20 protein-coding genes are annotated in these 23,691 nt (G+C 70.6%); 7 read left to right on the top strand and 13 right to left on the bottom strand.

Translation table 11 applies throughout. The features are described 5' to 3' along the window. Nucleotides 1–117: 117 nt before the first annotated feature. Nucleotides 118–1,113, bottom strand: coding sequence for a GntR family transcriptional regulator (locus tag ACFY8O_RS33130; protein WP_387908944.1), 996 nt, complete (start codon nt 1,111–1,113; stop codon nt 118–120). Nucleotides 1,114–1,271: 158 nt separating this feature from the next. Between ACFY8O_RS33130 and ACFY8O_RS33125 the strand changes: the two genes are divergently transcribed. Both ACFY8O_RS33125 and ACFY8O_RS33120 read left to right on the top strand, forming a co-directional pair. After that, nucleotides 1,272–2,372: an FAD-dependent monooxygenase gene (locus ACFY8O_RS33125; protein ID WP_387908942.1), complete on the top strand. Its 1,101-nt coding sequence runs from the start codon at nt 1,272–1,274 to the stop codon at nt 2,370–2,372. A 57-nt stretch (nt 2,373–2,429) separates the two neighbouring features. Continuing rightward, the gene (locus tag ACFY8O_RS33120; protein ID WP_387908940.1) at nt 2,430–2,978 is read left to right on the top strand and encodes a GNAT family N-acetyltransferase; all 549 of its coding nucleotides are present in this window, start codon (nt 2,430–2,432) and stop codon (nt 2,976–2,978) included. Between the two features lie 271 nt (nt 2,979–3,249). Here ACFY8O_RS33120 and ACFY8O_RS33115 read toward each other — a convergent pair whose 3' ends face one another. The 12 genes from ACFY8O_RS33115 to ACFY8O_RS33060 form a co-directional block, all read right to left on the bottom strand. After that, complete coding sequence (locus tag ACFY8O_RS33115; protein ID WP_387908938.1) at nt 3,250–3,894, bottom strand: GNAT family N-acetyltransferase; 645 nt, start codon at nt 3,892–3,894, stop codon at nt 3,250–3,252. An 83-nt stretch (nt 3,895–3,977) separates the two neighbouring features. Beyond that, complete coding sequence (locus tag ACFY8O_RS33110) at nt 3,978–5,681, bottom strand: type VI secretion protein (protein WP_387908936.1); 1,704 nt, start codon at nt 5,679–5,681, stop codon at nt 3,978–3,980. Nucleotide 5,682: 1 nt separating this feature from the next. Beyond that, a complete protein-coding gene (locus tag ACFY8O_RS33105) occupies nt 5,683–7,101 on the bottom strand; it encodes an ATP-binding protein (protein WP_387908934.1) in 1,419 nt (472 codons plus the stop codon). An 18-nt stretch (nt 7,102–7,119) separates the two neighbouring features. After that, the gene (locus ACFY8O_RS33100; RefSeq protein WP_145804716.1) at nt 7,120–8,670 is read right to left on the bottom strand and encodes an SCO6880 family protein; all 1,551 of its coding nucleotides are present in this window, start codon (nt 8,668–8,670) and stop codon (nt 7,120–7,122) included. Further along, nucleotides 8,667–10,007 carry a hypothetical protein gene (locus tag ACFY8O_RS33095; RefSeq protein ID WP_145804715.1) on the bottom strand — a complete coding sequence of 447 codons (1,341 nt, stop codon included), beginning with the start codon at nt 10,005–10,007 and terminating at the stop codon, nt 8,667–8,669. The genes ACFY8O_RS33100 and ACFY8O_RS33095 overlap by 4 nt, the downstream gene beginning before the upstream one ends. Beyond that, nucleotides 9,997–10,866, bottom strand: coding sequence for a hypothetical protein (locus tag ACFY8O_RS33090; RefSeq protein ID WP_387908931.1), 870 nt, complete (start codon nt 10,864–10,866; stop codon nt 9,997–9,999). Before ACFY8O_RS33090 ends, ACFY8O_RS33095 begins: the two co-directional genes overlap by 11 nt. A 187-nt stretch (nt 10,867–11,053) precedes the next feature. Continuing rightward, nucleotides 11,054–11,362, bottom strand: a complete 309-nt coding sequence (locus ACFY8O_RS33085) for a hypothetical protein (protein WP_014047394.1) — start codon at nt 11,360–11,362, stop codon at nt 11,054–11,056. 259 nt (nt 11,363–11,621) lie between these two features. After that, nucleotides 11,622–12,359 carry a DUF402 domain-containing protein gene (locus ACFY8O_RS33080; RefSeq protein ID WP_387908929.1) on the bottom strand — a complete coding sequence of 246 codons (738 nt, stop codon included), beginning with the start codon at nt 12,357–12,359 and terminating at the stop codon, nt 11,622–11,624. After that, the gene (locus ACFY8O_RS33075; RefSeq protein WP_387908947.1) at nt 12,356–13,249 is read right to left on the bottom strand and encodes an oxidoreductase; all 894 of its coding nucleotides are present in this window, start codon (nt 13,247–13,249) and stop codon (nt 12,356–12,358) included. The genes ACFY8O_RS33080 and ACFY8O_RS33075 overlap by 4 nt, the downstream gene beginning before the upstream one ends. Before the next feature lie 162 nt (nt 13,250–13,411). Further along, nucleotides 13,412–15,988, bottom strand: coding sequence for a polysaccharide lyase family 8 super-sandwich domain-containing protein (locus ACFY8O_RS33070; protein ID WP_387908927.1), 2,577 nt, complete (start codon nt 15,986–15,988; stop codon nt 13,412–13,414). 271 nt (nt 15,989–16,259) lie between these two features. Beyond that, complete coding sequence (locus ACFY8O_RS33065; RefSeq protein WP_387908925.1) at nt 16,260–17,834, bottom strand: adenosine deaminase family protein; 1,575 nt, start codon at nt 17,832–17,834, stop codon at nt 16,260–16,262. 81 nt (nt 17,835–17,915) lie between these two features. Continuing rightward, nucleotides 17,916–18,542 carry a histidine phosphatase family protein gene (locus tag ACFY8O_RS33060; RefSeq protein ID WP_387908923.1) on the bottom strand — a complete coding sequence of 209 codons (627 nt, stop codon included), beginning with the start codon at nt 18,540–18,542 and terminating at the stop codon, nt 17,916–17,918. A 207-nt stretch (nt 18,543–18,749) separates the two neighbouring features. Between ACFY8O_RS33060 and ACFY8O_RS33055 the strand changes: the two genes are divergently transcribed. The 5 genes from ACFY8O_RS33055 to ACFY8O_RS33035 all read left to right on the top strand — a co-directional run bounded on the left by ACFY8O_RS33055 (nt 18,750) and on the right by ACFY8O_RS33035 (nt 23,615). Beyond that, on the top strand, nt 18,750–19,133 hold the full coding sequence (locus ACFY8O_RS33055) for a hypothetical protein (protein ID WP_387908921.1): 384 nt from the start codon (nt 18,750–18,752) through the stop codon (nt 19,131–19,133). Beyond that, nucleotides 19,130–20,923, top strand: coding sequence for an alpha/beta hydrolase (locus ACFY8O_RS33050; protein WP_387908919.1), 1,794 nt, complete (start codon nt 19,130–19,132; stop codon nt 20,921–20,923). Before ACFY8O_RS33055 ends, ACFY8O_RS33050 begins: the two co-directional genes overlap by 4 nt. A gap of 233 nt (nt 20,924–21,156) precedes the next feature. Then, nucleotides 21,157–21,477 (top strand): hypothetical protein, encoded by a 321-nt coding sequence (locus ACFY8O_RS33045; protein WP_387908917.1) that lies wholly within the window; start codon nt 21,157–21,159, stop codon nt 21,475–21,477. 115 nt (nt 21,478–21,592) lie between these two features. Beyond that, nucleotides 21,593–22,582 (top strand): bifunctional lytic transglycosylase/C40 family peptidase, encoded by a 990-nt coding sequence (locus ACFY8O_RS33040; protein ID WP_145804899.1) that lies wholly within the window; start codon nt 21,593–21,595, stop codon nt 22,580–22,582. 301 nt (nt 22,583–22,883) lie between these two features. Then, nucleotides 22,884–23,615, top strand: coding sequence for a phosphatase PAP2 family protein (locus ACFY8O_RS33035; RefSeq protein WP_387908915.1), 732 nt, complete (start codon nt 22,884–22,886; stop codon nt 23,613–23,615). The last annotated feature ends 76 nt before the right edge of the window (nt 23,616–23,691 follow it).

The following is a 23,691-nucleotide window of genomic DNA, read 5'->3' as shown; positions in this document are numbered from 1 at the left end:
TGCAGGGGGGACCCTGTGGGAGAGTAGGACGCCGCCGAACAATTATTCCGGGAAAGCCCCGTGCCCTTGTGGCACGGGGCTTTTCTGCGTTCCGGGACTCATTCTCCCAAGGGGCCGTCACCCGTGGAGCTCGCCCCCGCCGGCTTCGATCACCGGTGCCAGACCGTCCAGCAGGGCCTTGAGGCCCAGCTCGAAGAGGGTGTCCAGGCGGAGGTCGTAGCCGTCCCCGAACGAGGAGACCACGCGCGTGAAGGTCGGAAAGCGGCCCGATTGGACCAGGGCCTGGAGATCCGACGTGCGGCTGTCCATCCACTGGTCCTCGGACTGGCCGGTGGTGGCCGCAGCGTGCGCCTCGCGTTCCAGGTGGACGGCCAGGCCCTGGACATGGCTGTAGAGCAGGACGTGGATGTCGAACAGCGTGGTGGTGTCGACGCCGTGGCCGTCGAGGGCGCTCAGCAGCCATTCCCCGTGGACCATCAGGTTCGGCACGAGCAGCGGGCGGGTGAGGGAGTCGAGCTGGGCCAGCCACGGGTGGCGCCGGTGGAGGGTCCACAGTGTGCGCGCGCCGAGTTCGGCGCGAGCGCGCCAGCCCGCCGGCGCCGTACCCGGGTAGGACTGCTCTCCGTACGCGGCATCCGCCATGAGCAGGATGAGATCGTCCTTGCTGGTCACGTAGCGGTACGGAGACATCGCGGCGACGCCCAGCCGGGCTGCGACGCCGCGCATCGAGAGCGCTGAGAGGCCCTCCGCGTCGGCGATGTCGATGGCGGTGCGGACGATCCGGCCCAGGGTGAGTTCCTGCTCGGTGGGCGCAGGCGTGGGACCTGTCGTGGACGGGCCCTGCGGCCGGTGCCCGCGGGCCCGCGCCGTCGTCGTGGGGGCTGCGGCCACCACGGTGCCCGCACGCGGTCTGGTCTCCACGGCTCCTTCCATCCGCAGGGTGGTCAGGGCCTTGGTGGCGGTGGCGAGCGCAACGCCCCACTCCTGGGCGATCCGGCGGGTCGAGGGCACCGGGTCCCCGGGGGTCAGTTCCCCCTCGCTGATGCGTCGCCGGATCTCCTTGACGATGCGACGATAGGGCGGCTCGTCCCGCGAGGGCGTGACGTCGGTCACTCGGCTTCCTTTCCTTCGCCTGTACTAGGGCAGCCGGGAGCGGCGGCTATGACCCCGGCGCGACAACTGTCCTAGTACAGGCGGCTGTTCGGCCTGCTGTGCAAGCTCGCGCGTACGCCGTACGTTCAGATGACGACAGCGTACGAGAGGAACTTGTGATGCGCACTGTTCTCATCTCCGGCGGAGGAATCGCCGGTCCCGCCCTGGCCTTCTGGCTGCACCGTCACGGCTTCGCGGCCACCGTCGTCGAACGAGGCCCGGGGCCGCGGCCCGGCGGCCAGGCCGTGGACGTCCGGGGGGTCGCGCTCGACGTGATCGAGCGGATGGACCTGCTGGAGCCGGCACGGAAGGTGCGTACCCGCATGCGGGGCATGTCGGTACTCGACCCCGAGGGGAAGGAGGTCCACCGCTCCACGGAGGCCACCTACAGCAGCGGTCGGCTGGACGGGGACGACATCGAGCTGCTGCGTGAGGACCTGGTGCACCTCGTGCACGAGCGCACGCGGGGTGAGGCGGAGTACCTCTTCGGGGACACCGTCACCGCGCTGGTCGAGGACGGCAGCGGCGTGCGGGTGGAGTTCGCCCGCGAGGCGTCCCGCACCTTCGACCTCGTCGTGGGCGCCGACGGCCTGCACTCGACGGTGCGAGGGCTGGTCTTCGGGCCCGAGGAGCGGTTCGCGCACCACCTCGGCAGCTATCTGTCGGTGTTCAGCGCGGAGAACTTCCTCGGGCTGGAGGACTGGCAGGTGTGGCTGCGCGACGGAGACGTCGGCTTCGGCATCATGCCCGTACGGGACAACGCGGAGCTCAGGGTCGCGTTCGGCTTCGAGTCCGCTCCGCTCACCCGCGACGCGGACGGTCTCCGCCGCACCGTCACGGAACGGCTCGCGGCGCTGAGCTGGGAAGGGCCGCGGCTTGCGGAAGCCGCGGCCGCCGCACCGGACTTCTACTGTGACGCCATGGCGCAGATCAGGATGGACAGCTGGTCGCGGGGCAGGGTGGCCCTCCTCGGCGATGCCGGCTACTGCCCTTCACCCCTGTCCGGGCAGGGCACCAGCCTGGCGCTCGTGGGTGCCTATGTGCTGGCCGAGTGCCTTGCGGGGACGGGCGGCGACCACGGGGCCGCGTTCGCCCGCTACGAGGAGCGGATGCGCGGCTTCGTCGCGCTGAACCAGGCACTGGCCACCGAGAACCCCGGCGGGCCCGCCTCCGAGGCTTCCGTCGACCGTGCCAAGAACGCCCTGTCGCTGGACGGCTGAGGGGCCGGGCCGGATTTTCGTTTGCCGAGTCGGGGGCGCCAGGGGGACGATCGGCGTATGGACTACGTCGTGCGGGTGGTACGGGCAGAGGAGTGGGCCCGGGCCAGGGAGCTCCGGCTGGAGGCCCTGCGGGACCCGGTGGCGCACCTTGCCTTCGTGGAGACCTACGAGCAGGCCCGGACCAGGCCGGACGAGTTCTGGCAGCAGCGGACGGCGCGTGCTGCCGAGGGGGAGCACAGCTGTCAGTTCATCGCCGAGGGGCCCGAGGGGCAGTGGGCGGGGACCGTGTCGGTGCTCGTCGAGCGGCCGGGAGGCGAGCCCGGCTTCGGCGAGGCGGCCGAGGTCGATCAGACCCATCTGGTCGGGGTGTACGTCCGGCCCGGGCATCGTGGGCGCGGCGTCGTGGACGCGTTGTTCCGGGCTGCGATCGACTGGTCCTGGTCGCTGGCGGACCCGCCCGTGGAGCGGGTGCGGCTCCATGTCCACGAGGACAACGCCCGGGCCGCGGCGTCGTACCGGAGGATCGGCTTCGTCCCGTCCGGGCAGACGCTGCCCATGAGGGATGACCCGAACGCTCTGGAGCTGGAGTTCGAGATCCGCCGCTGAGGGCCGGCCCGCAACTCCAGTGGCCCTGGGCGCGCACCAGCACGCGACCGGGCCCGCAGGCAGGGTGACCCGTCCGACCTGATCGGGTCCGCGCGGAGGAGCCATGCGCCTTGCGTAAGACTCGCCCCGTCACGGGATTCTCCGCACGGTCCCGGAGAGGGCCAGCCAGGACCGCAACCGCCGGAAGCTCGGCTCCCGCGGCGGCCGGCTGCCACGGCCCGGCCCGGCCGAGCTGCCGTCGACGCCGCGCGTTCGAGCGGGATGGACCGTCTCAGGCGTGACCGTGCCGGCCCCACGCGTGGCTGTCTGGTCCCTGCGTCGAATCGAGATCAAGGATCATGTCCAGCGACCGCCTTCCGTCGGCCCCGGTGAAGGGACCGGCTGACAAGAAGCCGTTCTTCCGGTAGTAGTGAAGGGCGCGTGGGTTGTCGGCGAGGACGCCGCCCAGCAAGATGACTCGCTTTTTCCCGAAGCGACGCGCGACGCCCGTCACCAGTGGGAAGACGTGCGTTCCCACCCCTCTGCCCTGGTGGTTGTCAGCCAGGGTGAGACCGAATCGGCAATCGGTGGTGGTGAGGCGGATGCCGGCCGCGCCATAGCGCGCGATGTCCCCGGGATGGAGATCCAAACTGAACTCAAGGAGGCCGACGATCCTTCCGGAGGGCACGTCCTCGAGCACGAGCCGGAGCTTGTCGTAGCGCGCGATCGCGTCACACAGCTCCGAGGCGGCTGCGAGGTCGTACCCGTCGAAGGTGCTCAGCCGTCTCGATTCAGCCGACAGATCACTCAGAAAGCCCGCGAGGCGCTCCGCGTCGGTGTGTACGAGAGGGCGGAACACGACGTCCGAGCCGTCGTTCACCGTCAGACGGCGTGTCAGAAGCGACGGGTCGTCGGCGACCTCCGTCAACGTCAGCATCCTCAGCACCCCCACCAGCTCGGATCCAGTGACACGTACCCATGGGTGACCAAGCCGGAGGGGCGAGAGCCCCGCCCGGGTGGTCAGAGGGCCGGCAGGCGCTCCTGCCAACGGGCGCGGGCCTGTTCCTCGGAGCGGAGCAGGACCAGGGCGGGCATCCCCTGGTCCCGGCCGGCCGACAGCAGCTCCGGAAGCTGGGGAAGCGGAGCCACGGCAGCGACGTCGTCCAGGACGAGCGTCATTGGTGGGTCGAGCCGACCGTCGGTTGACCGTGCGGCCATGCGGCGGCCGTGCTCGACCACGTGCGAGACGAGTGCGGTGAGCAGGGGCATCGCACCGGGGTGGTGGCGGGGATCCTCGATGGGTTCGCCGACCACATAGAGCGTTCCCCCTTCACGGGCAAAAGATTCCAGGACGAGCGCATCGGCTCGATTGGGTGTGCAGGCCTCGCGGATGTGGACCGAGGAGAGGGCCGCGAAGGCCCGCACGGTCAGTTCCTGGGCGATCTCCCGGCGTTCGGGATAGGCGGTGAGCGCGGACTCCAGCAGGCCGGCGAGTCCGGAGGCGGCCTTGGGGTGGGTACGCAGCAGGCGCACCGGTTCGTGGGCGCCGGATCCGGAGGCCCAGCGGTGGACCTGCCGGAAGGGGCGGCCGTCCACGGCTGCGGCGTGCAGCCAGCACTGCAGCAGGGTCTGGGCGGTGTCGGCCACCGCGGCGTCCGCCCTGGCAGGCGGGCGTACGGGGGTGAGGAGTGCGGCGGACCGTGCCGCCGCGACGGCGGGGTCCTCGCAACCGGCGGTCGGCGACCAGTGGAGGCGGTCCGGGGTGTCGCAGAGATGGCCCGGGTCGTAGACGAGGACCGGGCCCAACTTGCTGCGGGCGTCCTTCGTCTCGGCCCAGACGCTGGGGTCCGAGGTGACGACGAGTGCGGGGCCGTCGGCGTCCTGGATCGCCTGGACCACTGCGGGGCGGCGGGTGGCAGCAGCGCCGTACACCAGGTGCGGGGTACGCGGCGTGGGTACGGCCGTCGCTGCGGGCTGAGGCATGTACGCGGCGACCTGAACGGGGGCGGAGGGGCCCGCTTCCACGAGGCCTGCGGGGGGCGCCTCGACAGGGGGTGCTTCGACGGGGGCGGGCTCCCGGGCGGCTGCGGGGCGGGGGCGCACGGGCTCGCGTGCCGGATCGGAGCTCGCGGCGTGGTCGTACGGCCGTGCCGGAACGGCCCGCCGGTCGTGGTCGTACGGCTCTGCCGGGTCCGAGGTCCGGTCGTGGGCGTGGGCGTGGGCGTGGGCGTGGTCGTGCGGTCGTCCCGGTCCGGAGCCGGGGGCGTGGTCGTACGCCCGGCCCTCGTCGCGCCCGCCTCGGGCGCTGTGCCGGCCGAAGTCCTCGTGCGGCTCGTACGGTTGCGCGGGCGCGGCCTTGCGCTTCCGGACCAGTCGCCAGCGGGTCACCACACCCGCCACGAAGACCGCCAGCACCAGCAGCACCATGGTCTCGCCGATGAACAGGCCCCAGAACAGGCCGTATCCGGAGAGTGCACCCGGAGGTGTGTCCGGCCAGGCGCCCGGCAGGTCCGTCGGTTCGACGGCCAGCGCGCGGAGGGCCAGGGGGGTCCGCGCGAAGCTCACGCCGTCCGGCCAGGCCCCGTGGGCGAACAGTCCTGCCAGGCCGGTGGCCGTCCAGGCCAGGACCGTCAGCCCGAACAGGAAGGCCAGCAGGCCGATCAGCAGACCGTCCGGGATGCCGCCCTCGCTGCGACCCTGACCGGTCGGTGCCTGGCGTGCCACCTCAGGCCACCGTCGACTCGGACGACTCGTTCAGCCGTTGCTGGTGCTCGATCCGTGCCGCTCGCTGCTCCGCCTCCAGCTCCGCGGCTCGTACGTCCTCGGGGAGCAGGTCCACCGTGGAACCCTCGGTCATCGCACGGTCGGTGAAGACCAGGGGGCGTTCGGCCTCGGTGATCAGGTGTTTGACCACCTGGACGTTGCCGTTGACGTCCCATACGGCGATGCCCGGGGTCAGCGTGGGGATGATCTCCACCGCCCACCTGGGCAGACCGATCACCTTGCCGGTCGCTCTGGCCTCGTCGGCCTTCTGGGCGTAGATCGTGCGGGTCGAGGCCATCTTCAGGATGGCCGCCGCTTCCTTCGCCGCGGCTCCGTCGACGACGTCGCTGAGGTGGTGGACGACGGCCACGAAGGACAGCCCGAGGCGGCGTCCGAACTTCAGCAGACGCTGGAAGAGCTGGGCCACGAAGGGCGAGTTGATGATGTGCCAGGCCTCCTCGACCAGGAAGATGCGCTTCTTCCGGTCGGGCCTGATCCAGGTGTGCTCCAGCCATACGCCGACGATCGCCATGAGGATCGGCATCGCGATGGAGTTGCGGTCGATGTGCGAGAGGTCGAAGACGATCAGCGGGGCGTCGAGGTCGATGCCGATGGTGGTCGGGCCGTCGAACATGCCGCGCAGGTCACCGTCGACGAGGCGGTCCAGGACGAGGGCGACGTCCAGGCCCCAGGCCCGCACGTCGTCTATGTCGACGTTCATCGCCTCCGCGGACTCGGGCTTGGGGTGGCGCAGTTGTTCCACGATGTCCATCAGCACCGGCTGGCGCCGGGTGATGGTCTTGTTGACGTAGGCGTGCGCCACCTTGAGGGCGAAACCTGAGCGCTCGTCGAGGCCATGGCCCATGGCCACCTCGATGATCGTGCGGAGCAGGGCGAGCTGGCCCGTCGTCGTGATCGAGGGGTCGAGGGGGTTGAGCCGGATCCCGTCGTTGAGCGCGGCGGTCGGGTCGAGCCGGATGGGCGTGATGCCCAGCTCCTGGGCGATGAGGTTCCACTCGCCGACGCCGTCCTCGCCCTGGGCGTCGAGCACGACGACCTGGCGGTCGCGGAAGCGGAGCTGGCGCAGGACGTACGTCTTCTCCAGCGCCGACTTGCCGTTGCCGGACTCGCCGAGGACCAGCCAGTGCGGGGCGGGGAGCTGCTGACCGTACAGCTGGAAGGGGTCGTAGATGTAGCCCTTGCCGGAGTACACCTCACGCCCGATGATCACGCCGGAGTCGCCGAGACCGGGGGCGGCGGTCGGCAGGTAGACGGCCTGCGCCTGGCCCGTGGACGTACGCACGGGCAGCCTGGTCGTCTCCACCTTCCCGAAGAGGAAGGCGGTGAAGGCATCCGACAACGCGGACAGCGGATCTCGCATGGCGTGACTGCCCTCTCGTTAGCGTCGGATGCCGGTGGCGAACGGCAGGGTGTTCACGAAGGCTCGGTGGTGTTCGCGGTCGCACCACTCCAGCTTCAGATACGACTTGCCGGCCGAGGCCCGGATCGTCCGCTTGTCGCGGGCGAGGGCTTCGGGGGACCGGGACGACACGGTGATGTACCCCACCAGGTTCACCCCGGCCGCGCCGCTCGCCAGATCTTCACCCCGCTGGTCGAGCCGGCCGTGGGCGGCGATGTCGCGCGGGTCGACCGTGCGGTTCATCTTGGCCTGGCGGCTGGCCTCGGCGTCGTCGTTGGTCTTCTCGGTCAGCATCCGCTCGATGGCGACCTCGGTGGGTTCGAGGTCCATGCAGACCGCGACCGTACGGATCACGTCGGGCGTGTGGACCAGGAGCGGTGCCAGGAAGTTGACGCCCACGGGCGTCATCGGCCATTCCTTCACCCAGGCCGTGGCGTGGCACCAGGGGGCACGGGTCGTCGACTCGCGGGTCTTGGCCTGGAGGAACGTCGGTTCGACCGCATCCAGTTCGGCCGGCCAGGCGTTGCGCTTCGTCATCGCCTGGATGTGGTCGATGGGGTGGTCCGGGTCGTACATCGAGTGCACGAGCGAGGCGAGGCGGCTCTGGCCGAGCGGCTGGCGGACGCGGATGTCCGCCTCCGCGAGCCGGGCGCAGATGTCGGTCAGCTCGCGCGCCATGACGACGGCGAGACCCGCGTCACGGTCGATCTTCCTGCCGCCCTGGGGGCGCATGGCGCGGGCCATGGCGTTGGCCTCCGCGGCCAGCTCGCGGCTGTAGTGCATGCAGGCGACCAGATAGGCGCGGTGCTGCTCGCTGGAGGTGGAGACCATCGACTGGAGCTGGTCGTACGAATCCTGGAGCCAGCCGGGCGCGGACCGGTCGCCGCGCTGGGCGACGTCCTTCGCGTGTGCGTCGGGGTCGGCGGGGAGAGTGCGGGCCAGCATCTGCAGACGCGTCACGAAGCCGTCCCCGTTGGCCACGTGCTTGAGGAGGGTGCCGAACCGGTCGACCAGGGCCTCCTGGTCCTCGCTGTCGCGCAGGCCTACGCCGGGGCCCTCGATCTCGATGGCGGCGGTGACCGTACGGCGGTCGGCGTGCAGCAGTACGGCGATCTCGTCGGGGCCGAACGGTGCGGCCAGCCAGCTGATCCTGCCGATGCCGGGGGGCGGGCCGATCTCCACCTCGCGCCCGTCGCCGCGCACCCCGGCCTCCATGGCGGCGGAGCGGTAGGTGGTGCCCTGGCGCAGGGTGCGCTTGAAGCTGCGGTTGATCTCGAACCACTTGTAGAAGGTGCGGCCCTTGTAGGGGACGTAGACGACGGCCAGGGCCAGCATGGGGAAGCCCATGAGCGCCACGATCCGCAGGGAGAGGACCGGGACGAGGAGACCGCTCATCATGCCGAGGAACGCTCCGGCGATGATCAGCGCGATCTCGCCCGTCTCACGGTTCTTGCCGACGATCGCGTTCGGCCGGGCGCGGCCGATGAGATACGTACGGCGGGGCGCGATCGTGTGGGACTGGGTCGTCAACGCCCTCCACCTCCTGTGCTCGTGTTACCTGTGCTGCCTGAACCGCCTGCTCGCGGGGAGCGGCTGCCGTGGGGGGTGCCGGAGGTGGGTCCGGACGCGCTGCGGGGCGAGGGGGCGCTCCCGCCGCCGGAGGTGCGGGAGCTGTGCGCGGCGACGCCGCCGGCGGCCGGGTTGGAGGGCCGGGCACCGCCGCCTCCGCCACCGCCCTCGCCGCCACGGCCGCTGTGGGTCTTGATGCCCTGGGAGACCAGAGCGGCGGGCGAGCTGATCAGGGCGGCGGCCTGGGAGCCGTCGGTGGCCTGCTTGCGGTTGGTGCGGGCTCCCTGGATCTCGTCGCCGAAGCCGGGGACGAAGCGGTAGATCATGGCGGAGGCGAAGATGGCCAGCAGGATGATGGCGAGGCCGGACACGACGGCCGAGAAGGCGTTGGGCCCCTCGTCGGCGGAGAGCGCTCCGGCCAGCCCGAGCACGATGACGATGACCGGCTTCACCATGATCACGGCGATCATGATGCCCGCCCAGCGGCGGACGTGGCCCCACATGTTCTTGTCGACGAGCCCGGAGTACACGACGACCCCGAGCAGGGCGCCCACGTAGAGCAGGGCGGCCCGGATCACGAGTTCCAGCCAGAGGATGCCGGAGGCGAGGATCGACACGAGCGAGACGACGATCAGCATGATCGGCCCGCCGCCGATGTCGGTGCCCTTCTTGAGCGCCTCGGCGAACGACCCGAAGAAGACGTCCGTCTGCCCGCCGGTCGCCGAGGCGATGACCTCGGTGACCCCGTCGGTGGCCGAGACCACCACGTACAGGATGAGCGGGGTGAAGGCGGAGGCCAGCACCGTGAGCCAGAGGAAGCCGATGGCTTCGGAGATCGCGGTGGTGAACGGCACCCCCCTGATGGCGCGCTTGGCCACGGCGAACAGCCACAGGACCAGGGTGAGGATGGTGGAGGCGGCGAAGACGACGGCGTACTGCGTGCGGAAGGTGGAGTTGGTGAAGTCGACGGTCGCCGTGCTCTCCACGGCCTCGCTGAGCTTGCCGACGAGGTAGGCGGCGGCGTCGGCGCAGCCGCGGGCGAGGGAGGTGAGGGGGTCGAGGGCGTCGTCGGTCACGGAGGGGGTGGAGCGTCGGGCGCCTTCGCCGCCGTCGCAGTAGTCCCGTGCGGGTCCGGCGATCAGCTCGCACGGGTCGCTGCTGCCCGAGGGCGAGGGCGAGGGCGTGGGGCTTGGCTCCGCTGCGGCTCGGGCCGCCAGTAGCAGCAATGAGGCCTGCACAACCGCGAAGACACCGATGAGCGATCGCGGGCGGATCCGGGGGAGAGGGCTACCGGGCATAGGTGAACCCTCCGAACTGCTCGACTGCATCGGCGATCTCGTCGGACCCGGAGACCGGGTTGTCCCCCGTGACCGGGGTCGGTCCTTCCTTCTGGCTGGTGGCCATCACCTTCCAGTCCGTCCCGTTCCAGGTAAGAGTCATAGAGACGGTGAACCAGCCGAAGGTGACCGGCTTGGTGGATTCGTCGCCGGTAAGGCCGAACAGTCCGGAGCACCAGACATCGATCTGGGCAGTCTCAGGTGAGTAGCTCGTGATCTTCGTGCCGGCGGGAAGAGTGCGATTGACGAACGTCGAGCCCGTCGGAGCGCTTCCATCAGGGTTCAGACCGATCTGCGCTGCGAATTGTTCGGAGTAGTCGGCATCGAAACCCGCCTGCAACTCGTCGACTTTGCTGGCATCGGAGATGGACGTCACGATGTCGTGTCGCTGGTCCTTGTCGAACATCTCCGCCGACCCCAGCGCCACCGCATAGTTCGCCGCCGCGCTCTGCGCCCCCTGCTCGTCGTGCGCGAAGCCGGACGCGATCGTGCCGTTCTTGCCCTGGACCGGCTTCGTGCCCGTGGCGGCGGTGGGGCCTGCGCCGGCGGCTTCGGGCTTCTTCCCGTTGTCGCCGCTGGAGCCGTCGCCCCCGCCCTGGTTCGCGAACGCGATGGCTGCGATCAGCAGGACCACCACGCCCACGGCCATGATCAGCGAGCGGGAGTTCCGCGCGGGCCGGCGGCCGTAGCCGTCGCCGTCCTCGCCGCCGCCGGGCAGCCGCGTGCGCGTCTGTCGCGTCCCGCCGAGGGTGCTGTACGCATCCTCCGTGCGGCCTCCCGGCTCGTTGCCGCCGTAGCCGCGCTCATCGCCCTGGCTCATGCCGCGTACGCCCCCTCGGCCGTGTGCTGGTCCGCGCGGTACGACCGTAGCGGTGCTGGTGTCCGCGTGGATGCGGTGTGGTGACTCGACATCAGGGAACGCAACCTCTGCCGGTGGGCACGACGGATGGATGGTGGGGGTGGTCGGGCGGACCCGGCCGGTTACCGGGCGCGGCGCTGACCGCCGGTCAGACAGCCATGCCGTACACGATGGTGAACAGCGTGCCCAGCGATCCGATGATGAAGACGCCGGTCAGGCCCGCCACGATCAGGCCCTTGCCCTGTTCCGCGCTGAAGGTGTCGCGCAGCGCCGTCGCGCCGATGCGCTGTTTCGCCGCACCCCAGATCGCGATGCCGAGGCAGAGCAGGATGGCGACCGCCATCACCACCTCGATCATGATGCGTGCCTCGTTGCCCAGGGTCCCGAACGGCCCCCAGTTCGGGGCGATTCCGCCGATGATGGTGGTGATGTCGCCCTTTTCCGCTGCCAGGATCATGTAAGTCACCGCCCCTGTTGGGTAGTTCGCCGCCCGCGCCGTGCGACACGGGTCGGTCTCTATCTTCGCTGATGAAACCGGCATCGCACGACGCCTTCCCGGGTCTCTTTACCCGGATCTCGCACGTTTGACCGGAGAAGCAGCCCTGACCTGCGGCTCGTGTGGAGATCTGCCCGCATATGCATGGTTACTCTGTGTATCACGCGCTGTGACCGCTAGCAACGACGGTGGCCATGGGTTCCCGGTGCGGTTGATGCGTTCACGGGAGGTGGGGCATGCATACGCGCTGTTCGAGAGCCGTGAGCGCGCCGGTGGCTTCCGCCCGACGCGTCATCAGGTGCCGTACGGGGAAGGGCTCGTCGCGGCGGGGTTCACAGCACCGTCCGTGCGGGGGCGGCCGGGCGTGCGGGGGTCGTCCAGTGGGCGGGTGGCTTGATGCGCGCCAGGAACCGTCGAAGGGAAAGGCCTTCGACTCGGCGAGGCGTACGACGCGTTCGCCTTCGGCGCGTATCGCCGCCGCCTCGCGCGCCGACCAGTACGCGGGATGGCCGGTCTTCTCGGCGAACGACCGCTCGTCCTTCCATCGCCAGCTGCGGTCCGGGGCGACGGTGATGTCCAGCTCGTGGTCGGTGACGTCGATGTCCTCGCCGTGATGGGAACGGTGTTCGAGGTTCACGTACCAGCCGCGGAACTTCTGGTTCCGCCCGAAGAACCAGAACACCGCGTGTCCTGCGCCGGCCGGCTGGTGGATGAGCGCGCTGCCCATGGGCCACCGGTCGGCCACCGCCGGATACCCCTGGGCCGGGCGGTCCTCGGGCTCGATGTCCCGGAGGTGGGCCCCGCGGGGCAGTTCCGTGCGCCACATCGGGGTCCCTGTCTCCAGCCACACCAGCTGGCCCGCGGCCGTGCGTTCGACGAGGCGTACGGGTACGCAGCTGCTCAGGTGGCCGCCGATGAAGAGGTTCCAGCGCAGGATCTGCCCCCCCGACCCGGTCATGAGGTGAGCAGTGCCAGGTCGTCGGCGGTGAGCCGCAGGGCGCCGGCGGCCACGTTCTCGACGAGGTGGTCGGGGTTGCCGGTGCCGGGGATGGCCAGGACGTGCGGTCCTTGGTGGAGGGTCCAGGCCAGCCGGATCTGCGCGGGCGTCGCGCCGTGGCGACGGGCGACGGTGAGCACCGCCTCCGTCTCGGTGCCGGTGACCCCTTCCTCGCGCCCCGCGCCGACGATGGCGAAGAACGGCACGAAGGCGATGCCCTGCTCACCGCAGGCCCGGAGGAAGGCGTGGTCCTCGGCCGAGGCGTCGATGCCGTAGGCGTTCTGCACGCAGACCACGGGTGCGACGGTCCGGGCCTCGGCGAGCTGCTCCGGCGTGGTGTTGGAGATGCCCAGGTGGCGGATGAGGCCGGCTTCGCGGAGGTCGGCCAGGGCGCCGAAGAGTTCGGCGACGGAGGCGGCGGCCTGGCTCTGCGCGAGACGCAGGTTCACGACGTCCAGGTGGTCACGGCCGAGCTGGCGCAGATTCTCCTCGACCTGGCCGCGGAGCTGGTCCGGGGTGGCCCAGACCCAGTTGCCCGAGGGGTCGCGGCCGGGGCCCACCTTGGTGGTGATGACCAGGTCGTCGGAGTACGGGGCGAGTGCGCTGTTGATGAGTTCGTTGGCGGACCGCAGCGGCGAGAAGTAGAAGGCCGCGGTGTCGATGTGGTTCACGCCCAGTTCGACGGCGCGGCGCAGGACCCGCAGGGCGCGGTCCCGGTCGCTGGGCGCACGGTCCGCGAAGGCGGCGCCCTTCTGCGGAAGGCGCATGGCGCCGAAGCCGAGGCGGTTGACCGTCAGGTCGCCGAGCTTCCAGGTACCGGAGGCTGATGCGTCTACCGGTCCTGATGCCAGCGGCGGAGGCGACGAGGGCGAAGACGAGGGGAGCGAAGACGGTGCATGGCCCCCAGGGGGTGACAGCGGGGAAGGCGACAGTGGCGAGGGTGATGACGAAGCCATCGTCGGATTCTGTCACCGCCTCGCGCGGTGGCGGGGGTTCCGCGTCCGGGGCAGGCGTCAGCGGCTCTCCGCCAGGGTCGCCGCGAAGCTGCGCCCGTAGGCGTGGTGGGTCGTGACGTCGACGCGGGTGCCGCCGGGTACGTGGCGGACGCGGACCCCGGGGTCCGCGCGGACGCATCGGAGGCGCCGTCCGTGGAGGGTGACCGACACCGTGGGCCGCTCGGTCGTGGGGTCGGCCACCGCGAGGGAGTACGTCCCGTCCTCGCTCCGGCGCAGGACGACCGAGGCGGGACCGTCGACGGCGAGGCGCCCCACCCTGTGCGGTCCCGGTGTGAAGGCGTTGGCGGCGGTGATGCCCAGGTGCGTGTGGGCCGCTGCCTGGAGGCGGACCGTGTTGGACAGCACGGTGAGCGGGCCGTGGGCGTAGGACGCCAGCTGCTCCGCCGAGGCGTTGGGCACCAGAGCGTGGGCTGCCGAAACGGGTGGCTCTCCGGCGCCATGTTCGTAGGACAGTGTGAAGACCTGCTTGGTCACGGGGGTGTCGGGGTTGGCGAGACGTACGAGACGCCGGCTGCGGGTGAGCGTGTCGAGTGCGACGACCGGTGGTGGCCCGGACAGGAAGACGTATCCGACCGCGGTCCCCTGTCCCGTGTCGGCGTAGCGCAGCCAGGCGGGCGGGGAGGTGCCGGTCCGCTGCCAGGCCGATCCGTCGCGGAGGCCGCCGGTGAGGGCGACGGGGGAGGCGGGGTCGGCGATCCGGCTGTCGATCGTGGTGATCCCGGCGCGGCCCGACAGGCCGGTCATCGCCGCCGAGAGCACGAGGATCTCGTCGTCGAACATGAACCACGACCGGGTGGCGCCGGCGGCCCGGTAGGCGACGAAGTCCTCCGGCAGTGTGCCCGCCTGCCGGGCGGCGTACGCGGCGTCGTCGGACTGCACGAGACCGGCCAGGCCGTACGCGCCGAGCCGGGCACCGCCCGAGAACGCGTGGGTGGCGCGGGGGAAGTAGACGTAGGTGTTCTGCGACTCGGAGGACGAGGTGAAGCCGCGCCCGGGGTTGTCGTACCAGAGGGTGCCGTAGAGCTCGGGGACGCTGCGCCGCGTCTCGACGGGGGCGGTGACCCCCGCGAGGCGGTGGGGCGGGACGGCGGTGAAGTAGTCGATGCCGAACGCCTGCCGCTGGTCGGTACCGGAGAGATAGAGGTGGTGGGCGCCGCTGCCCTGGAACCACGGCATCAGGTTCTCGCCGCTCATGTATTCGTAGGCGCTGATGCGTGGGGAGCTGCGGGCCAGGGCGAACGCGTAACCGGGCCGCCGGTGGACGGTCCGGTCCATCGCGTTGAACGCGGTGTGGGAGGCCGCGGGGCCGAGATCCTCGGCGGGTACGGGTGAGTTCAGGAGGTCCGCGTAGCGGGCGATGCTCACCGGGGAGACGAACGAGGTCGGGTCGAGGCCGGCCTTCGAGGTCTGGTGGATGTGTTTGACGTAACCCGTGAGCGCCTCGGTGTCGCTCCCGGTGGTGTGGGCGGACAGGTCGACCACGGCTTCCACGACGGCGGTGACGTCCGCGTATCCGGTACCGGTCCGTGAGACCGCGCGTCCTTTGACGATCTCCATCATCCAGCCCTCGAAGATCAGCGGGGCGAAGCCGGCGGTGACCCAGCCCAGCACGACGTCGACGAGGCTGCCGGCGAGAACGTACCCCGTGCCGTCGAGGATCTTGACGGTCTGGACGATGCGGGTGAGCAGCCCCTTGCCGTAGGAGCCGGTGTACGCCACGGAGGCGTGCTGGACGAAGGAGCCGTCGGCGTGGAAGCCGTCGGTGACTCCGTGGCGCGGCCGGTAGGGGTCGACGGGCGAGAGGACGGTCAGCTGGTCGGCGAGCGCCTTGGTGATGCGGGCCTCGTCGCCGAGCAGGGCGCCTTGGAGGATGCGGTTGGTCGTGATGTCGGCGAGGTTGGCGCCGGTGTGGAAGCGCGAGTCGAGATCGACGTCGCCGTCCTTGCCGTTGCGGAGGTAGGCGTCCATGGAGGCGACATACGTCGCGGTGAGGCCGGGCCGGTACGCCGCGAGGTCGTCCCGGAGGAGGACCAGCGTCCTGGTCACGTGGGCCGGGATCCCGATCTCCCAGTGGAACCAGTTGCCGTAGTAGCCCGCCGCCTGGTCGCCGAACCAGCGGTCGTGCAGCACGGCCAGGCCGTCGGCGACGCGCCGCCGGACGGCCGTCACGTCCTCGGAGGGGAGGGAGGGGCCGGGGAGGCAGGTGGCGAGGGCGATCTCGTAGAGGTACTGGTACGAGGTGCTGAGGTTGGGGTCGCTGGTGCCGAGGGGGACGCCCTCGAAGAGCGCGTCCGGCCCGGCGCCGTCCATCGCCGCGAGCCGGGTGCGGGCTCTCGCCCGCAGGGAGGCGAGTTTGGGGGCGACCTCGGGGCGGGCGTTGGATTCGGCGGTGCCGGCGAAGACGGCGACGGTGTTGCGGAGGAGGGTGGCCGGATCTCCGGATGCGAGGGCCGGGGCTCCGCCGGGTGCGGTGCCCGGCTCGCGTTCGGTCGCGGCGGCCCGGAGTGTCCGGCTCAGGGCCCAGAGGGTCGCGGCGGGTATCACGGACAGTGCGGAACGACGGGAGAGCTCCATCAGCACGCTCCAGGATCCGGGCCGTAGGCGCTTGTGCTCCTGGCTCCCAGCCAAGCAACGGGGCATCGCGGAAGTCAACGGCGAGGAGCGGACCGTCCGGGCTCTTCGTGGTCGGCGGTACGGGGGCGCTCGCGGTGCGACGGCCGGACTCCCCGACGGAGACGTCCTGGCGGAGGCTTCCCGCTTCCGCGACGCGGTGGTCGGCCGATGCGCCCGGGACGGGCTCCGGCAGGAGCGTGGCCGACCGCGCCGCGCTCCTGCCGGGAACGGATCAGCGGGTGTAGCGCGCCTCGAAGGCGCGGAAGGACGCTTCCTGGCGCCATTCCAGGCGGGCCTTGAGGCTGTTCGCCAGCAACCGGGAACAGCGGTCCGACTGCGGGACCTGGCATTCCTGGACCGGGCGGAAGCCCTTGCGTACGGGGTCGGGGCGCCACAGGCTGCGGCCCGGCAGGAAGGCGTACTCCAGGGATGCCCGGGCCAGGTCCTTCAGTTCGGTGTAGCCGAGGCCGTAGGTGCGGACCGCGCGGCTGTACTCCTGGCCGATGTCACCGCGTGAGACCCCGGGGTCGTCGGTGGACAGCACGACCGGGACGCCGTACTTCCGGTAGACCGGGAACGGGTGCTCGTCGCCCTCGACCTGGAGGATCTGCGCGTTGCTGGTGAGCGGCACCTCCACGGCGATCTGGCGGCGGGCCATGTCGCGGGCCAGGCGCCGCCAGTCGTCCTCGTGCACCAGGTCGACGCCGTGGCCGATGCGCTCGGCCTGACCGGTGCGCACCGCGTCGTCGATGTGGAAGGTGAGGTCCTCGGGCTTGACCAGACCGGGGACGAGTTCGCCGGCGTGCAGGGTGATGTGGGCGCGCGGGTAGACCCCGTGCAGGTAGTTCAGCATGCGCATGTGCAGGCGGTAGTCCCGCAGCGAGATCTCGCCGTCCTCCGGCTGGACCAGGTTCACGGCGACGAAGCGCGGGTCCCGTTCGGCGAGCCGCAGTCCGAGGGCGATCTGGGTGAAGACGCGTTCGGGGGCGCTGTTGCGGGAGACCTGGGAGATCCAGCGGTAGGTGATCCCGCAGGCGGGGGCCGGCCGGGCGCTCGAGCAGCGGGCGGCCTCGCGGAACTCCGTGTTCGCCTCGTCCGCCGACCGGCCCGCCTCGGCGACCAGCTGGTCCAGCCTGCCCCCGGCGAGCAGCTTGCGGTGCAGGGCGGCGAGGTCGGCGTCCCAGCCGACCTCGTCCGCCAGCTTCCTGGCCCCCGACGAGGCGGGGGTGACCATGGTCTCCAGGTACGACTGGTTCTGCGCCGCCGCGGTGCCCGCCACGTCGGCCAGCAGCTTCCCGGTGTGCCAGGTCGCGCGGCCGAACTTCCCGAACGTGGCGAAGAAGTGGTCGTGTCCCGACTCGCCCTGCGGGAAGTCCTGCATGGACCAGGCCCGGATGATCTCCTGCCGGAACGCGGCGTCGGTGCGGGCGTCGGCGGCCGGCCGCGTGCCCGCGCCGCAGGGCGGCTCGACGGCGGTCATCGTGGCGTCGATGCACAGCCCGTCCTCGGCGGCGAGCTGGATGAGGTACTCGGTCCGTACCGCACCGGAGAGGTGATTGTGCAGGTCACCTCCCTTGGGCAGATCACGAAAGAAGCGGGCCGTCGCGCCCGGGTGCGCCTCCAGCCAGGCGGCGGTACGGGCCTCGGCGGCGGTCGTCGGCCGGGGCGCGGGCGGCGCGGCGGATGCGGCACCGGCGGATGCCGCGGGCAGCGAGGTGGCGAGGGCGGTCGCGGCGAGCCCTGCGGCCGTCAGCAACCGGCGGGTGCGCGAGGAGCGGAGTACGGAGTTCACGATCACGTTCTGCATGATCACGAGTAGCGGGCCGTATCACGCCAGGCCGCTCGGACAGCGCCCCGTAAACCATCCGTCCGAGGGACAGGGACCGGCTCAGACGCGGAGTTCGGGCGGGAATCCGGTCCACCGGAGGTCCGGGGGGAGGTGGCTCATGTCGTTGACCATGACCAGGGCGGCGGGCCTGCCAGGGGTGTAGCGGATGACGGTGAGCGCGGCGTGGGCGTGGTTGAGGCCCAGCCAGCGCCAGGCGGGCGCGTCGAGGGCGTCCCGTACCAGCCAGGCCGCCAGGAAGGCGTGTGTGACGACGAGTTCGTGGCGGGGTGCGTCACCGCCGACGGGCCCCGTGAACCGTGCCAGGGCGGTGCGTGCGAGCTCCGGGCCGCGTGTGCGATCGCCGTCCAGCGCCTGCTCGACGAAGGCGTTCAGCCGGTCCGCCGAATCGTCCGGGAGCTCCTGCGGCCCCGGGACGTACGGGACGTAGTCGCCGGCATGCTCCTCGACCCGCAGGGGCGTGCCCGGGCGCAACTGCTCGTGGATCAGCCGTGCGGTCTGCGCGGCGCGGGGGAGCGGGCCGTGGTGGACGGCCGAGACGGGGGTGTCGCGGAGCCTCTCGCCCAGCAGAGTGGCCTGGAGGCGTCCGCGCTCCGTCAGTTCGGTCTCGTCGGCCGAGGCCTCGCCGTGCCGGGCGACGTAGAGGTAACGGGTGGCTGATGCGGGCATGGGAGCTCTTTCGGCAGGTCGTACGGATGCTCGTGGGGACGGCGTGGTCCTCCCTCCGGTTCCGTGTCCCGCGTTCGGGTGATCTCGTGACGGTCCGGTCCCTGCGGGGGCGGGGGTTCGGTCGTCGTGGACCGATGCGCCCGGCGTGTCGCGTACGCCTGGTTTGGCACAGTGCCGCTCCGTGATCGAGGAACGGGGTGAGCGGGCATGGCCGTGGTGCGCAGGCTGAGTGATCTGGCGGGGCCGGCGGGCGGGGGTGACCGCGGGCAGGGGCTGAAGCACAGTGACGGCCCTTGGCTGCGTGCCGCCGGCGGCGCGGACGAACTGGTGGCCCACCTGGGTCCGGTACGGGCCGAGTTGACCGCGGCGCACGAAGGGCTGGCGGCGGGAGCGGGACGGCTGACGGCCCTCGCGGAGCTGGCGGCGGTACGGGAGTCCTGGGAGCGCCGGATCCAGGCAGCGCAGGGGGAGTGCGGCAGCCTCGCGGGCAAGCTGCGGGCCGTGGCACGGGCCCAGGGCGCCACGAACGAGGCCGTGCGTTCGTCGTTCGCCCCGGTGGCGGAGCCCGCTCCGGGCGGTGGGCCGCGGTGAGGTCCACGCTGACCTGGGCCCAGTTACGGGACCTGAAGTGCGCCGAGCTGGAGGGCGCGGCCGACGGCTGGGGCAGGTCGAGCAACCGTGCCGACGCCGCGCGCGACCGCGTCGAGCAGCACCTGCTGACGGGACTCCGCGGCTCACAGGAGGGCGAGGCGGCCCAGGCGGCGGTCGCACGGCTGCGGCAACTGGGGAAGAACTTCCAGTACGTGTACACCGAGTGCGGGCTGCTCCGGACGACGCTGAACTCCCTGGCCCACGAGATGAAGGCCCAGCAACGGGTGCTGACGGAGGCCCTGGAGGACGCGGCCACGCTGAAGTTCACGGTGCACCCGGACGGCTCGGTCACCTATCCGGCGGCGGGCGAAGGCCTGGTCGACGGCGCGCCGCTGAAGGGTGGCACGGCCTCGTCCCAGGCCGCCCCCGGACTGCTGCCCCCGACGGGCCTGACCGCGCCGAACCCCCACACGGCGAAGGCGCAGGACATCGCGGACCGGATCACCGGGGCGGTGCGCACGGCGGGAGAGATCGACTGGCGGTACGCGGGGATCCTGCGGCGGCTGAAGGCGGAGGAGGGCCTCAAGGTCCCCGATGCCACGTGGAAGGACGCCGCGGGCGACGCGGCGGCGGTCCGGGACGCGGCCCGGACGTACCTGAGGAACGCCATCCCGCTCGACGCGACGCCCGCGGAGCGGCGGGACTGGTGGGCCGGCCTGACCCAGGAACAGCGCGAGGAGTACCTGGCGGTGTACCCGGACCGGATCGGAAACCTGGACGGCATTCCCGCCCTGGTCCGGGACGCGGCCAACCGGGACAACCTCCAGCTGCTGATCGGCAAGCTGGAGGGCCGGGACGACGACAGGTCGATCACACAGCTGGCGGGGCTGCGGGAGATCGACCGGCAGTTGGGGGCGGGGCCCAAGCCAGGGGAGCCGCCGATGTTTCTGCTGGGCATCAGCGACGAGGGGAACGGGCGGGCGATTGTGTCGTACGGCAACCCCGATACGGCGAAGCATGTTGCGACATATGTTCCGGGGCTCGGGACAGCCTTGGATAAAGGCTTCGCTGAGAGCGACTTGAAACGTGCGCGTGACACTGCGATCGGTGCCCGGTACCACGACCCTTCCAGCGCGGCGATCGCTTGGCTGGGTTATGACGCGCCACAAGCTGTCGATGGCTTCAGTAGTTTAGCTGTAGCCGGTGACGGTCGGGCAATCGAAGGTGGAAAGCGATTGAATGAGTTCACTGCTGGGCTGGCCGCGACGAACGATAGTGGCAATCCGCATATGACAGTCATCGGACATTCATATGGATCTCGGACCGTGGGTGCGGCAACGCAGCAAGGGGGCGGTATGCCAGGCATTGACGACATCGTCTTGGTGGGTAGCCCCGGAGTGGGTGTTGATCGTGCCGAGGACCTGGGAGTGGGCAGGGGGCACGTATTCGTGGGCGCTGCAGAGAACGATGTGGTGACGAAACTGCCATCGAAGCAGCAAGCAGCTGTCGGGGCTTGGGCTGTTCCAGCCGGGCCCCTCGCCTACTTCGCCGGGGACATGGCGGACCAGGGTGACGACGACCTCTGGTTCGGAAAGGATCCCGCGAGTGAAGCATTCGGGGCCAGGCGATTTGCCGTCGATGATGGGCCAGGCCTCGTCGGTGCCGGAGGCATTTCGTTTGATGCGCACTCGCGCTATTTCGATCCTGCCAGAGATGCTGAGTCGGCCAATAGTATCGCCCTCATCTCTGCCGGGCGTTCCGAAAAGGTGAAATCCGAGGAGCATCGATGAATCGCAGGCTCTGGCGCCCGGTGGCTTTAGTTGCGTCTATCTTCTGCAGTACGGGTGGTTGCGCAGGAAAATTGCCGCCGCGCATCGAAGGGAACCTCATGAATATGCAGCAAGCGGCAACTCGGGCAGACGGAATTTTGGACTATCTACTGAAAGACGTACGGCCGGCGGTCAAGTGGACTCACGGGCCTACCACCACGGGTAGTTGCGACGTAACCAGAAGGCGCGCAGTCATGACCATCGTTTCCCCCGAACGCAGAGGAAACTTCCTGGGAGTAGTTGACCGCTCCTGGCGCAACAGTGGATACCGGATGAAGTCCGTCAACAACGACCCTGATGTCCCGGCCATGTTTGCCCAGACGAAGGATGGGTTCGGTGTCAGCCTGATCGTAGGCGGCGAAGGGCAGGTGTTCTTCGAGGTCGACACCCCCTGCGTGGAGGAGTCCGAGGTGGCCGAGTCCACCACCCGAGCCACGGCGCCCACCTACGACGGCCAGGAGTACATCCCCCGCCCCAACATCCGCTCCCCCTTCTGGTCCGCCGGCGCCCCCTGACCCTTCCCGGCCGCCCCTGACGCCCCCTCATGCCCCCATCCACCCGTACACACCAGCGAATCGCATCGTGAACCGCGCCCGAATGGGGGATGGTTGGGGTGTGCGGAAATACTGGGTGTTCGTCGGTGGCGGGATCGGGCTGGGCCTGTGCTTCATCGCCCTGCTCCTCGTCGGTACGTACTCCGCCGCCGCCGGGATCGCCGGGGCGAGTGGGGCGGTCGGGCTGGCCAAGGGGGCTGTGCCCGCGCGGTATCAGCCGCTGGTGGAGAAGTGGGGCAACCTCTGCCCGGCCATCAACCCGGCGCTCTTGGCGGCCCAGTTGTACCAGGAGAGCGGCTGGAACCCCCGTGCCCAGAGCCACGCCGCCGCGCAGGGCATCGCCCAGTTCATCCCCGGGACCTGGGCCTCGCACGGGATCGACGGGGACAACGACGGCGACCGGGACGTGTGGGATCCCGCCGACGCGATCCCGTCCGCCGCCTCGTACGACTGCGAGCTCGCCGGATACGTCAAGAAGGTGCCCGGCGACCCGACCGACAACATGCTCGCCGCGTACAACGCCGGTGCTTACCGGGTGATCCGGGCCGGCGGGGTTCCCGCGATCAGCGAGACGCAGAATTACGTCAAAATCATCCGGTCCCTGGAGAAGAGCTTCGCCAAGCCCGTCGGCCGGGTGCAGCCTTCGCAGCAGGCGGCCGGGGCCATCTACTTCGCGCAGAAGAAGCTCGGCACGCCGTACCTCTGGGGTGGGAACGGGACCGCCGCACAGGGCGGACGGTTCGACTGTTCCGGTCTGACCCAGGCGGCGTACCGCACGGTGGACATCGAGCTGCCCCGGGTGGCCAACGACCAGTACAACGCCGGCCCGCACCCCTCGCGGGACGAGCTTCTCCCCGGTGACCTGGTGTTCTTCTCGGACGACCTGAACAACTCGCGGGCCATCCGGCACGTGGGGCTCTACGTCGGCGGCGGATACATGATCAACGCGCCCTACACCGGCGCGGTGATCCGCTTCGACAAGATCGACACCCCTGACTACTTCGGTGCGACCCGCGTCACCAAGGACGGTGCCGCGGCGCTCCCTACCGCGCTTCCGGAGAGCTGACGGTCAGTCGGCCGTGGCTGGAACTCTCCGTGAAGCCTGGGCCCTGAGCTGCGACGATGAGTCACTCTTCGATAACGTCATGGTGATCATTCGGTGGAGACCGGAACGCACGCGAGGCGCAAGCCGTTCCCTGAACTGGGACAGCCTGCGCACGTGACCGAGCGTGACTGCCCAGACCAGTCGGGCGTGACGGCATGATGGCGTCGCGCGGTACTGAATCCGCACCGACCACGGGGGTCAGACCAAGGCGACGCACGCCGTTGTGCGTCGCAGCAGCAGACAAGGCAAGGGGCCGCGGCAGATGGCTGGACTCGCACTCGATGGGTCGAACCCCGACGTCAGCCTGCTCTACGACATCAATGGGCTGGCGAAGGCCGCTCCGACCTGGTTCGACCGGGTCATGGAGTTCGTCGGTGAGTTCGGGATCATGCTCGGCCTGGTCCTGGCGGTCCTGTGGTGCTGGTGGAGCGTGCGCAGACGCGGGACGACCGAGGACTCGGTGACCGCGGTCGCCGGGCTCGTGTGGGCGCCGCTGGCGGCCGGGATCGCGTTGCTCGTCAACATCCCCATCCGTGGCTTCGTCGAGCGGCCACGTCCGTTCTTCGACCACAAGGGGCTCGAGGTCCTGGTCGCCGGGAAGACGGACTTCTCCTTCGTGAGCGATCACGCGACGATGGCGATGGCGATCGCCGTGGGGCTCTTCGTGGCCAACAGGAAGTTCGGTCTGGCGGCGATCGGGCTGGCTCTCCTGGAGGGCTTCTGCCGCGTCTACATGGGTGTGCACTACCCGACCGACGTGATCGGCGGTTTCGCGCTCGGCACGGCCGTGGCGCTGCTGCTCGCCCCGCTCGCGATGATGCTGCTGACGCCTCTGGTGGGGGCCGTGGCCCGCGCCGGTACGGCCGGCCGGCTCGTCCGCTCCCGCCGTGCGGCCTCCGTCGCCGACGGGCGTGAGGAGATGCGCGGGATCCCCGAGCCCCGTCCGGGCACCGGGCGTGGCGGCGAACCGGGCGACAAGGACCTGGCCGCGTAGGCGGCGGGAGCGACACGTCCGAGGGGGCGCCCCGTCCGGGGCGCCCCCTCACGCATGCCGGCGGGCGCGGCCCGGA

The organism is Streptomyces argenteolus, assembly GCF_042902585.1.
Taxonomy (GTDB): domain Bacteria; phylum Actinomycetota; class Actinomycetes; order Streptomycetales; family Streptomycetaceae; genus Streptomyces; species Streptomyces argenteolus.
The sequence above is the reverse complement of the archived record's forward strand: the minus strand, read 5'-3'. Positions and strand labels throughout refer to the sequence as shown.